At 36.3% G+C, this 12,890-nt stretch carries 10 protein-coding genes; all 10 read right to left on the reverse strand.

Features of this window, described 5'->3' with window-relative positions; translation table 11 throughout:
* Positions 1-919, reverse strand: a 919-nt coding sequence (locus Q8907_06290; protein ID MDP4273871.1) for a RagB/SusD family nutrient uptake outer membrane protein, incomplete at its 3' end; no start/stop codon positions are given.
* Positions 920-930: 11 nt separating this feature from the next.
* A complete protein-coding gene (locus Q8907_06295; GenBank protein ID MDP4273872.1) occupies positions 931-4,245 on the reverse strand; it encodes a TonB-dependent receptor in 3,315 nt (1,104 codons plus the stop codon).
* Positions 4,246-4,495: 250 nt separating this feature from the next.
* The gene (locus tag Q8907_06300) at positions 4,496-5,584 is read right to left on the reverse strand and encodes a FecR family protein (protein ID MDP4273873.1); all 1,089 of its coding nucleotides are present in this window, start codon (positions 5,582-5,584) and stop codon (positions 4,496-4,498) included.
* A gap of 44 nt (positions 5,585-5,628) precedes the next feature.
* Positions 5,629-6,204: an RNA polymerase sigma-70 factor gene (locus Q8907_06305; GenBank protein ID MDP4273874.1), complete on the reverse strand. Its 576-nt coding sequence runs from the start codon at positions 6,202-6,204 to the stop codon at positions 5,629-5,631.
* Positions 6,205-6,374: 170 nt separating this feature from the next.
* Positions 6,375-7,841, reverse strand: coding sequence for an RNA polymerase factor sigma-54 (gene rpoN, locus Q8907_06310; GenBank protein MDP4273875.1), 1,467 nt, complete (start codon positions 7,839-7,841; stop codon positions 6,375-6,377).
* Between the two features lie 2 nt (positions 7,842-7,843).
* Positions 7,844-9,241: an asparagine--tRNA ligase gene (asnS, locus tag Q8907_06315; protein MDP4273876.1), complete on the reverse strand. Its 1,398-nt coding sequence runs from the start codon at positions 9,239-9,241 to the stop codon at positions 7,844-7,846.
* A 214-nt stretch (positions 9,242-9,455) separates the two neighbouring features.
* Positions 9,456-10,262, reverse strand: coding sequence for a TIGR02757 family protein (locus Q8907_06320; protein ID MDP4273877.1), 807 nt, complete (start codon positions 10,260-10,262; stop codon positions 9,456-9,458).
* 32 nt (positions 10,263-10,294) lie between these two features.
* Entirely contained in the window at positions 10,295-10,948 is a 654-nt protein-coding gene (locus Q8907_06325; GenBank protein ID MDP4273878.1) for an ABC transporter ATP-binding protein, read from the reverse strand.
* A gap of 11 nt (positions 10,949-10,959) precedes the next feature.
* Positions 10,960-11,469, reverse strand: coding sequence for a twin-arginine translocase TatA/TatE family subunit (locus tag Q8907_06330; GenBank protein MDP4273879.1), 510 nt, complete (start codon positions 11,467-11,469; stop codon positions 10,960-10,962).
* A gap of 117 nt (positions 11,470-11,586) precedes the next feature.
* Positions 11,587-12,890 (reverse strand): protein translocase subunit SecF (gene secF / locus Q8907_06335; GenBank protein ID MDP4273880.1); only part of this gene is annotated, 1,304 nt, incomplete at its 5' end.

Below are 12,890 nucleotides of genomic sequence, written 5' to 3' on the forward strand. Positions count from 1 at the left end.
AATGGGCCTTATCTGGATAAGTATAGTCTTTAGCGAAAATACATTCTGTATTTGTGGATCCATCATCGAGAAACATTTTTTGAAAATTGAGAGCAGGATCAGAATTTAGCGAATAGAGAGAATACTTATTGGACTCCATGATCGAGTCTGCTGCATTAAAAGAAGCTTTCCAATATTTATCCGCATCAGCAGGAGTTACGCCCAGAACTCCATTTAATTGAAGATTACCGTACTTTGCAATAGAAGCCGCATACAACATCGCCCTTGATTTAAGAGCAAAAGCAACATATTTATTAGTTCTTCCGCGCTTAATACTGGTTTTAGGCAATAATGTAACTGCACTGTCCAAGTCATCAGCAATAAAGTCATACACTTCCTGTTCTTTATTCCTTGGAACCTGAAGATCTGCAAGATTACGCCCGGTATAATTCTGAACGGTTTTAATAATGGGAACACCGCCGTAACGTTTTACCAAACCAAAATAGTAATAGGCACGAAGGAAAAAAGCTTCACCACGCAATTCATTCTTTTCAGAATTGCTGACGCAAGTAGAAGAAGGAATATTTCCAATAAAATTATTAACATTTCGAATAGCAGTATAGGCTCCCCCCCACCAATTCCACCAAGTTCCGTCACCTACGCTTGTTTTATTACCATTGACATTTCGGATTGCCTCTAAACAACATACAGCAGTAGGGGCATCAGGCCATGCGTTAAAACCTGTAGTAGCTCCATAGTTAAAATCTTCTATTGGCAAAGCATTGTACAAATTAACTAAATATGCCTCTATTGCGGATTTATTTGAAAAAACCTGATCATCAGTAAGTAAATTTTGCGGAGAGACGACCAATTCTTTATCACAAGAAGAGAACAAACACAAACTTAGGATAAAAAATAGGGAATATTTATATATTTTCATAATGCAGATATTTAAAAGGTTACACTTAGTCCAATATTTATGTTTTTAGTTATTGGGTACAGATATCCATAGGTATCCATCGAGTGTTCTGGATCTATATAATCATTATCTGTCCAGGTTTTTAAATTATAACCATTGACATAAACTCGACAACTTTCAAGACTAATTTTAGAAATGATCTTTTTAGGAATAGAATAACCGATTTCAACATTTTTTATACGCAAATAAGTACCATCCAGTGCAGTAAAGGTTGAAGTATATTGATTCCAAGGAGCTGTTCCGCTGATACGAGTAGAAGGATATTTACCAGCAACCCAAGAACTATTTGCATCAAATAAATCAGAACGATGCCAACGATCATAATACTGAGCCAATCCATTTCGTCCCCAGGATAATGGGGCTTTAAACTGTTCGTTCAAATAAACATTAAACCGAGTTGCACCTTGCAATAATGCACTAAAATCGAAACCTTTCCATGAAAGATTTAAGGAGATACCATAATTAACTTGAGGAGTATTATTCCTTAATATAGGTTTCATATCATCGGAGTTAATTATTCCATCCTTATTTACATCTTCATACTTAAGATCACCAGGAAGTAATTTTCTATTTCCATCCCCATCTTCTATTGGAGAACTGTATATCTCGTCAAATGATTTAAACTGACCAATACTATTATATCCCCACACTATATCATTCCATCGGTATGAAGATTTACCCTGCCAATTCAAAAATGAATTCCCTTTGTCAGACTCTTCAACATATTGACTTTTAGTGCGGCTATAAGAGAAATTACCAGAAATATCATAGTTAAATTCCCCAATTTTGAAAGAATGGCCCAGTACTGCTTCAAATCCATTACTTTTATCACTATTAATATTTTCTTGAGGAAGCGAAGCACCAACAGTATTGGGAAGGCTTAAAGAGCGGGTAGCTAATAATCCTGTACGTTTCCGACTAAACACATCCAACTGGAAATTAATTAAATTCTCCCATAAATTGCCCTCAATCCCTATATTTTCAGTAGTGGCTTTATACCAAGTAATATTTTCATTGGCCATACTCTTTGAACTTAATCCGGAGACTGCAGTACCATCAAATACATAATTGCCAGTCGGATAAGTATAGCCGGTCAAAAATTGATAATTCAAGGCATTATCATCACCCAATTTGCCCCAGGAAGCTCTGATTTTTAAATTAGAAACAAAAGGAAGATTATCTTTAATAAATCTCTCTTCTGAAATTCTCCAGCCTACTAAAACAGAAGGGAAAAATCCCCATCGATGATTCTCTGCAAATTTGCATGATCCATCATATCTAAAACTATATTCAAACAAATATTTAGATAAATAATCATAATTGAATCTGCCGACAATACCCTCATTAACTGTTTTATAAACGCCGCTGGAGCTGGAGGTAATTTGATTGTTGGTCGAATTTCCAGCATACATTTGATCAACTGCATCGACAGTAAAATCTTTACTTCCATTAAAATTATCAGCATTAGTCCTGTGGTCTTCGAAAAGCAGCAATCCCTTAACATTATGTTTTCCAGCAAATTGTTTTTCATAATTTAATGAAGCCTGAAAGGTCGAAACATTCGTTTCACTATAATTTTCATTTAAATTAGAGGGATTGTCTAATAAATAAGAGATATAAGTGTTACTTGCTTTATCATAATCATATAAATTATACTGTTTCCTCCATTGCTTATTAAAATCATAATACATATCGTAACTATAAAGCATCCGTGCTTTCAGACCTTCTACAAAAGGAAATTTATAATTTAAAGCAAAACTACTTTGAAAATCTCTTGATTGGGTAATATGATAACCGGATATACTAGAATTTGTAATGGCTATGGGATGTAAACCATCCGCAACCTCACTCATGTAATCCGGATTGTTATTGGCATAAACAGAAATTATAGGCTTTTGCATCCAAACCGCTTTAAAAACATTCCAGGTATCTTTGTAAGGTGCATTTTTCTTATCAATAATGCCTCCCAGACTTAATTCTGTTTCTAAATCTTTAGTGATTTGTGCAGTAATATTCGTACGCAAATTATATCGGTTATAGTTTAAGTCTCCGCTTTTCCACAAGCCATCCTGTCCGGTATATCCAATTGAGGTAAAATATTTAATTTTATCAGACCCCCCGTTAATTGTCAGATTGTGCTGCTGTTGAGGAGCATTATTTTTAATAATTAAACCAAACCAATCCGTACTGGGATATGTCCCATTTTGATAATTCTTCAGATCATCAGCAGTATATGGCAAAGACCTTCCTGCATTCATATAAGCTTCATCGGTTACTTCAATCCATTGTGCAGCATTCATAGGGTGAGGGAAAGCAGTAATGCTCAGCCAACCATAATGGCTATTTAATCTAATTTCAGGTTTCCCTTGCTTGCCTTTACGAGTAGTAATCAATAATACCCCATTTGCAGCTTTAACACCATAAATTGCAGCTGATGCATCTTTTAACACAGAAATGGATTCTATTTCATTAGGATCCAGTTTATTAAAATCATCCCGTTGTACTCCATCCACAATAATTAAAGGAGAACCCCATCCCCTGATGTTGTATGTTGAGCTATAATCTCCAGGTTCGCTAGTTCTCTGCAGCACCCGAAAACCCGGTAATTTACCGGTCAAATTATCGGTAAGATTCGTAGAACTCACCTGTGAAATATCCTTATTCGTTATTGAAGCAATAGAACCTGTTAAATCAATTTTTTTGTTGGTACCATAACCAACAACTACTACTTCATTCAAATTAAGAGCATTAGGAACCAACTTTATATTCAGATCTTTTTGATTTTTCACTGCTATACGTTCCCTGCCATACCCCACATAGGAAATAACTAAAACAGCATTTTCATTTGGAATATCGATTTTAAACTTGCCTTCGGCATCAGTTAATACCCCTTTTGTTGAATTTTCAATAGCGATGGCCACACCAGGTAAAGGATCCCCAGTTTTTGCATCAGTTACCGCTCCTGTAACAACTAAACCCTGCATAGCTGCCCTGGGTTTTATAACAATAATTTTATCAACCAGGTCATACGTTAAATTAACGGGAGACAATACTTTCTTTAGAACTTCAGCAACTTTTTTATTGCTTACTTGTATATCGAACCTTTTATTTAGATTGACCTGGTCAATCTTATAAAAAATTCGGAATTCACTTTGTCTTTCGATTTCGTTAACAATATCTAAAAACGAAGCATTTTTTACATTCAAATTTATTCGCGTTTCCTGAGAATAAACGGAAGCAAAAATATTCAACGTTGTCAAAACTGTTAATAAAAAAGTAAGTTTCATAATCAGTAGAAATTTGAATACAGGTTTTTGATAAAAAATTTCAAAATGTCCAGTTTTTACCATAATTTTACTTTTTTAGAGTTAATAAATGCCGATAGCTCTCCTATTCAACGATGAAGAATAGCATCGGCGTTTTTTACATTTTACTTTTTAATCCCCCAGGAGATGCTGTAACATCTCCTGGATTTTTTTTATTTTCTGTCTTTCTTCATAGGCTTTTATTTTTTGATTCTTCCTTTTTTTTGATCATTTAATGTTCATTTAACTTAATATAGATGTTGTGATTTTTTTCATAATAATCCATATTGGTGGTACGGCTTATTACATCTAAAACCTGATAAATAGTTTCGTTATATTCAAATTTACCAGAATAACAGCTATTATTATTTTCAAGATTTTCAACATAGATTTTTCGTCCATACCAGCGTTCTAATTTTACAACTATATCTTTAAATGCCTCATTATCAAATATTAATTTTTGATCTTTCCATTGAATTACAGATTCAATTTTAGGCTCTATATATACCGTAGAGGCAACCTTATTTTTAACTGTAGGGGAAGGGGGGAGAATAGTTTGAGCTTCGGACTTCAATTTTTTAATAACTAACGTATTATTCTTAACATTGTAAATTGCTTGATCAAATGGTTTAAGAGTGGTAATCTCAAAGTATTTGTTATTTTCGGATTTTAAAATTTTTATAGATCCATTCACCAAAGTGGTTTCTACTTTCCCTTCATCTGGATAAGCTTTTACATTAAAACTAGTACCTAATACTTTGATGATTATGTCCTTTGTATGTAAATAAAAAGGGGATGAAGGATCATGAGTAACACTAAAATAACCCTCTCCCTCGAGAAAAACATCCCTTTTCGTTTTACTGAAATTCGCAGAATAACGCAGTTTACTTCCTGAATTAAGCCAAACTTTTGTCCCATCAGAAAGTTTTATCATTCCTTTTTGTCCATAAGGAATGATGGTTTCGTTATAAGTTAGAGGCTGAGAGGATTTCAGAGCAGGAGCTAAAAAGTAACCGATCAATAATGCAATAAGAAATACTGCTGCAATTTTAGCTATCGAAATAAGTCTGCTTCTATGAGTAAAAGGAAATTTCTTAGCTTTAGCAATTCTACTTTTAAAAAATATAAGAGCTAATTCTGTCTCAACATCATATTTTTTCATTGAACCAGAATATTCCCAAATATCTCGAAGGTGGACAAACAATTTCATATTATGATTGTCCCTCTTCAACCATTCTAATAATTGGGCATTTTCATCCTCCGAAGTTGAACCGGTTAAATATCGTGTGATTAAATCCTGATATATTTCCTCTTTATCCATATTTTACTTTTCTATTAATATAGACAACAAAGGAATAAAAAACCCTACCTCAAGATCGAAAAAACATTAAAAAAGACAATCAAATATTTTTCTAAAGATTCACGCAATAATGCTAATGCCTTTGTAATATGCTTTTCAACAGTTTTTTGACTTATACCCACCAGATCGGCAATTTCTGAATTTTTTAAACCTTTTTCACGGCTCAATAAAAATACTTTTCGACATTGCTCCGGCATTAATTCAATACAATTTTTAATCTGACTGTTTAGCTCTTGGGTTAAAAGACTTTGACTATTATCCTTAATTCTTTCCATATAATATTCCTCTAGTTCTTCTTTCGCCAAAGTATAGTCCGTCTTAAAATTCTTCTCTATCTTTTTATGTTTTAAATAATTCGCAGCCCGGTTAAAAACAGCAGTAAATAGATATGAACGAACTGAATGAATTTGCCCTAAAGTTTCGCGGCGTTCCCAAATTTGAAAAAATACATCCTGTACAATATCTTCGGCTATATAAATATCTCCAATATAGCGGCAAGCATAAGTTCTAAGACTTTTATAATATGTCCTAAACAATTCATCAAAATTATTATCACCTTTATATGTATCTATTTTATACACCTTGCTGATATTTAATATATTAAATTGTTCCTTTCAAATTATAAAGTTAAATGTAAATATTCATTTTCTATACCACGTTCTAAAAAAACAACAATTAAGATAAAATCAAAAGAGAAGAAATTTTATTTAATAGAACCTCCAGACAAGATTTCTCTATCAAAATATCCAGGCTAAAGTTCCTTTCTAAGCCTGGCCACTGGGATATTTAACTGTTCCCTGTATTTGGCAACTGTACGGCGGGCAATCTGGTAGCCTTTTTTCTTTAAAATTTCAGACAGTTGATCGTCGGTAACCGGTTTCTGCTTGTTTTCAGCAGCTAGGCACTCTTTGAGAATTTTTTTAATCTCCCGGGTCGATACCTCTTCACCGGAATCCGTTTGTATTCCTTCAGAAAAGAAATATTTCAGGGGGAAAATACCAAAATGGGTTTGTATATATTTGCTGTTGGCAACACGGGAGATGGTGGAAATATCCAGCCCTGTAATATCAGCAATATCCTTAAGGATCATAGGGCGCAATTTGGTTTCGTCGCCTTCCAGGAAATATTCTTTCTGGTACTCGATAATGGCATTCATCGTGAGCATTAATGTATTTTCCCTCTGCTGAAGCGCATCAATAAACCATTTAGCCGAATCAATCTTCTGTTTCACAAAAGTCATGGCCTCTTTATCGGTCTTGGTCCTTGATTTTGATTTACTGTACGACTGCAGCATATTTTTATAAGTCCTGCTAATGCGCAATTCCGGCACATTTCTTGAATTCAGGCTTAACTGAAGATCACCATCATTGTTCTCCAGAATAAAATCAGGGATCACATTTTCAGAAGTTTTTACCTGCTGATCATAAAACGAACCACCCGGTTTGGGATTAAGCTTGAGAATGACATTAACCGCAGCCTTTAATTCTGCTTCGGAAACGCCAAGTTTTTCAATGATCTTATCGTAATGCTTCCGGGTAAAATCATCAAAATTTTGTTTGAGAATAGTGGTAGCCATCTTCACTTCAGGGAGATCCTGATTTTTCCGTCCTATCTGAAGCAGAAGGCATTCCTGCAAGCTCCTGGCACCAACCCCGGCCGGGTCAAGGTCCTGGATAACGTCAAGGACTTCCAGTAATTCTTTTTCATTGGTGGTGACATTCACAGAAAAAGCAATATCATCAGCCACTGCTTCAAGACCGCGCCTCAGATACCCGTCTTCGTCAATGTTTCCAATAAGGTACTTCGCAAGAAACATCTGATGTTCGGTAAGTACCCTGAGTCCCAACTGACTTTCCAGGTAAGTGGAAAAGGAATCAGCAACAGAAAAAGGAATATCCCTTTTCTTATCCTCATCCTTTGAATAATTATTTATTTCTAACTTATAGTCAGGAAGCTCGCCTTCATCCATATAATCTTCAACAGAAAATTCATCAGAATTTTCAGAGTCCATGTCAGACTCCTCCTCTTCAGAATTATCCGGAAGCTCAGCGTCTTCATTATCATCTTCTTTTCCTTCTTCGAGAGTAGGATTTTCTTCAAGTTCTTTCTTTATCCGCTCCTCAAGTTCAAAAGTAGGAATTTCCAGCAGTTTTATCATCTGAATCTGCTGGGGCGAAAGCTTCTGTAATAATTTCTGTTGAAGACTCTGGTTGAGCATATTTAAAAATCTGCGTTTTTAGGAGTACGCGGGAAAGGAATCACGTCGCGAATATTACTCATACCGGTCACGAACAGCAAAAGGCGTTCAAATCCCAAACCAAAACCGCTGTGAGGTGCACTTCCAAATTTACGTGTATCCAGGTACCACCACATATCTTTCATCGGAATATCCAACTCAGAAATTCTCTTGTACAATTTATCATAATCCGATTCCCTTTCCGAACCACCGATAATTTCACCTATTCTCGGGAAAAGGACATCCATTGCTTTGACCGTCTTGCCATCATCATTCATCTTCATATAAAAAGCTTTTATTTCTTTGGGATAATCGGTCAAAATAACCGGGCAATGAAAATGTTGTTCAACCAGAAAACGTTCATGTTCAGCCTGAAGATCAATGCCCCATTTTACGGGGAATTCAAATTTCTTATGAGATTTCTCAAGTATATCAATAGCTTCTGTATATCCCAACCTGATGAAATTATTGTTGATCACAAAATTCAGACGTTCCAACAGTTCAGGATCGTACATTTTTTGTAAGAAGTCCAAATCATCCGGACAATGTTCCAAAACATAACGGATCAGGGATTTAATAAAATCTTCAGCCAGATCCATGTTGTCTTCAATCTCATAAAAGGCCATTTCAGGTTCGACCATCCAGAACTCAGCCAGATGGCGGGGAGTATTAGAATTCTCAGCCCTGAAGGTAGGGCCGAAAGTATAAATCTGTGAAATAGCCAAAGCGCCAAGTTCGCCTTCCAACTGTCCGGAAACAGTCAGATGTGATTCTTTCCCAAAGAAGTCATCCTCGTAATTAATGGATTTGTCGCTCTTCAAAGGTATATTCTTCAGATCAAGGGTAGTTACCTGGAACATATCGCCTGCTCCTTCACAATCACTACTGGTAATAATGGGCGTATGCAGATAGAAAAAACCATGATCATTGAAATATTGATGGATGGCAAAAGCCAAAGCATGACGTATCCTTAAAACAGCACTAAAAGTATTTGTACGTGGGCGTAAATGGGCAATTTCACGCAAAAATTCGAGACTATGCCCTTTTTTCTGTAAAGGATAAGTTTCTGGATCTGCACCTCCATATACCTTAATCTCCTTAGCCTGTACCTCAACATTCTGGCCAGCCCCGGCAGATTTAACCAGAATCCCTTTAACTGCAATACAGGCACCGGTTGTAATGGTTTTCAGGGTATTCTCATCGAACTTGGCCACTTCAACAACGATTTGCAAATTCTTGATCGTTGAACCATCATTCAATGCTATAAATGCAATGTTTTTATTACCCCTTTTGGTACGAACCCAACCTTTTACAAGTACTTCCTGATCAAATTCAGTTGAAAGCAATAACTCTTTAATCTTTTTCCGGTCTCTTTCGCTCATTTTTACGCAATTTTATGTAGCAATTTCATTAAAACTATTCCAGGCTTTTATTAAGCCTTCCTTACTTCTTTAAATATTATCTAAATTTAAAGAGGTCAAAAAATTAAATCACAAAAATAAGCTTTTTGGCCTGATAATTTTCTTCCTTCCTTAATTTTAGGCACAATAATTGTAAATATTTCCTGATTTTTATTTATGAAGAACAAGGAGCGGGTCAGTTTTGTTTTCCGGAGCCGGTAACTCCCAGTCCAAATAAAGCAAAATCATATTTGACGGGATCGTCAGGATCAAATTGCCGGAGGTTTGAAGTAAGCTCAGCAACAGCCTGCCAGTTGTTTTGTTTGAAGCTTAAAAGGCCTGTTTCGCGGGCAATAGTTCCCGAATGTACATCCAAGGGCATCATCAAAGCAGAAGGGGGAATTTTATCCCATATTCCAAAATCTACGCCGCGACTATCATTTCTGACCATCCACCGCAAAAACATGTTGATGCGCTTACAGGCAGAGGATTTCACAACATTGGGCAAATGTTTTGCAAAATGTACATCAGATTGTCCCGACAGCATCATAGTTCTAAAGAATAGAATAGAACTGGCTATGTCGCCTGTCTGCCGGTAGGCATTTTCAAATACAGCCCTCAAGCCCGAATAATTGCAATAGATATTTTGCAAGGCTGAAATAAACAACTTGCAATCCTCAGAATTAAAAGTACGGTGAACAAAGCCATCAAATACCTTTAAATCACCTTTTTGGGCATTCACGATAAAATCATAAGGTGCACCATCCATCCTTTGAATCAGTTCACGTGCCTTCCGTATAATGATTTTTCTGTTCCCCCAGGAAAGAGTTGCGGTAAGTAAAGCCGAAATTTCAATATCTTCTTTTCCTGAAAAAGAGTGAGGGACCTGTATAGGATCTGCCTCAATAAAATTGCTTTGATCAAAAAAATGATAATTCTCCTCTAAAAGTTGCAGGATTTGAGCATCATTTTTCCCCGGCTGATAAAAAGGCAATTTATCCATAAAGTAAAGAGACAAACCAGTTGTCCTACAGACTAATTGATAATTCTTCCGTCCTGCATTAAAATTTTCCGGTCGGACATACCGGCCAACTCCAAATCATGGGTAACGATTACAATGGTCTGGTTAAATTTATCGCGAAGGGAGAAAAAAAGCTCATGTAATTCCTTTTTATTTTTGCTGTCCAGGTTTCCTGAAGGTTCATCGGCTAAAACGACAGAAGGATTATTAATCAATGCCCTCGCCACAGCCACACGTTGTTGTTCGCCACCGGAAAGTTCATTGGGCTTATGAGTCATCCTGTCCTGTAAATTCAGAAAACATAAAAGTTCTTTTGCCCTCTCTACAGCTTTACGTTTTGGCGTTTTAGCAATAAAGGCAGGAATACAAACATTTTCCAATGCGGTAAATTCAGGAAGCAAATGATGGAACTGAAAAACGAAACCAATATGTTGATTTCTAAACCTTGCGAGTTGCTTTTCCCTAAGATGAAGTACATCGGTATCATTAATATCAACCAGGCCGCCATCAGGCTTGCTTAAAGTTCCGAGAATCTGAAGGAAGGTGGTTTTACCGGCTCCACTGGCTCCGACTATGGTTACTAGTTCTCCCTTTTGAATTTCAATATCAATACCTTTTAAAACTTGTAACGATCCAAACGATTTGGTGATATTTTGAGCTTTAATCATAAAATAAGAAATTATCCCAGCAAATTGCCGGAATTTAAATTATTAGCGGGCGACTTTTGATCCACATTGGTTGCCCTGCTTTGCAATTCTTCTTCCTTTGGTTCTTCTTCCTTAAGTTCTTCTTCCTTTAGTTCCGGATAAACTGAAGGATCAAATTCTTTTTTAGAATCCGATTCATGGGTTTCAGTATTCTTTTCTCCGGCAATTTCAGCCGGTTTTTCTATTTCAGTCTTTATAGAACTCAGGTTTTTATTGACTTCTGATTTTACGTCATTTAGATTTTCCGTAACATTAGTCTTAAAATCAGTAATACCGCCCTGGAGGTCGCTTTTTAAATCATTTACTTCATTGACGATATCTGAGGTGTTTTCCAAAATTTCTCGTTTAATATCATCAGTTGCCCGCTTAAATTCCTGATAACCTTTTCCCAGCCCTCTGGCTAAATCAGGCATTTTCTTTGATCCAAAAAGGACTAAAACAACCAGCATAATGATCAATATTTCGCCACCGCTTACACCCATAGTATTTAATAAAAAAGATTTACAAAGATAAAACAAAATCCATCTTATAATATTGCAGGAATCATAAAAAAACCCTGAATATTACATCCAGGGTTTTTTTATATCAGTTAAATATTTTTAATTTTTCTTACCAAGGGCTTTTGCAAGTCTGGCTTTTTTCCTTTCGCCAGCTTTAATTAAATCGTAAGCGATAGGAGTAGCGTTGAACACGGATGAGTAAGTTCCAATGGCAACACCAACCAACAAAGCGAATATAAAGCCTCTCAAAATTTCACCACCGAAAATAAAGATGATGATCAATACTACCAAGGTAACACCTGAGGTGTTGATGGTTCTGCCCAAGGTGCTGTTGATAGCAGCATTTATATTGGTTTCCAGATCCCTCTTCGGATACAGCCTTGTATATTCACGGATTCTGTCGAAAATAATCACAGAGTCCATGATAGAATAACCAATGATGGTCAACAAAGCTGCAATAAACTGCTGGTCGATTTCAAGACTGAAGGGCAAGATTCCGTAAAACAACGTAAACATCGTAATAACAACCATGGTATCGTGGAACAACGATATAACACCGCCCAAACCATATTTCCAGTTCTTAAACCGGATGGCGATATAAATAAAGATGATCAACAAACCAAAGAACACAGCCATAAACGATTGCCAGATCAAATCATTAGAAATAACCGGATCAACTTTTGTCGAACTCAATTCGCCGACTTTCTTGGTATCGGAATGTTGAGAGAATTGCTGGTAAGTTACCGGATTAACGAAAAATGGTTTTAATCCTTCGTATAATGTTTTGTCGACAATAGAATCTGCTTTAGTGCTCTTATTATCGATCATATATTTGGTGGTGATCTTTGTCTGTTTATCTGAACCAAAGGTCTTTACTTCAGGAGCATCCTTAAATACGTTGGTTAACGCACTGCGGATATTAGCAGTTTCAACCGGGCGGTCAAAGCGGACAACGTAAGTACGTCCACCGGTAAATTCAACGCTGGGATCAAGTCCTCTGAATATCAACGAAATAATACCAATTGAAATCAGGGTACCAGATGCCACATACATGATCTTCCTGATGCCAATGAAATTAATGTGAACATTTGACAGGGCATTGATGGTAAATTTATTACCCAGGGTAATTTCCTTGTTGTGATCAAGCAGCCATTCGAACATCAAGCGGGCGATGAAAATAGAGGAGAAGAGTGACAGCAACAGACCAACAATCAGGGTAGTAGCAAAACCTTGTACAGGGCCAGAACCGAAAATGTACAAAACCACACCAGTTAAAATTGTCGTAACGTGGCCATCGATGATGGAAGAATAAGCATGCTGGAAACCTTCCTGGACCATAAGTCGGGGTCCTTTACCTTCCCGCCATTCTTCACGCATTCGTTCATAAATAATAACGTTGCCAT

It is taken from the genome of Bacteroidota bacterium (assembly GCA_030706565.1).
Taxonomy (GTDB): Bacteria; Bacteroidota; Bacteroidia; order Bacteroidales; family JAUZOH01; genus JAUZOH01.

Excerpts from the sequence above, each read along its gene's own strand:
- Q8907_06320 (MDP4273877.1), bottom strand. The coding sequence starts at position 10,262 with ATGGATAAATTGCCTTTTTATCAGCCGGGGAAAAATGATGCTCAAATC.
- rpoN (MDP4273875.1), bottom strand. The coding sequence starts at position 7,841 with ATGCTCAACCAGAGTCTTCAACAGAAATTATTACAGAAGCTTTCGCCC.
- Q8907_06300 (MDP4273873.1), bottom strand. The coding sequence starts at position 5,584 with ATGGATAAAGAGGAAATATATCAGGATTTAATCACACGATATTTAACC.
- Q8907_06330 (MDP4273879.1), bottom strand. The coding sequence starts at position 11,469 with ATGGGTGTAAGCGGTGGCGAAATATTGATCATTATGCTGGTTGTTTTA.
- Q8907_06295 (MDP4273872.1), bottom strand. The coding sequence starts at position 4,245 with ATGAAACTTACTTTTTTATTAACAGTTTTGACAACGTTGAATATTTTT.
- Q8907_06325 (MDP4273878.1), bottom strand. The coding sequence starts at position 10,948 with ATGATTAAAGCTCAAAATATCACCAAATCGTTTGGATCGTTACAAGTT.
- asnS (MDP4273876.1), bottom strand. The coding sequence starts at position 9,241 with ATGAGCGAAAGAGACCGGAAAAAGATTAAAGAGTTATTGCTTTCAACT.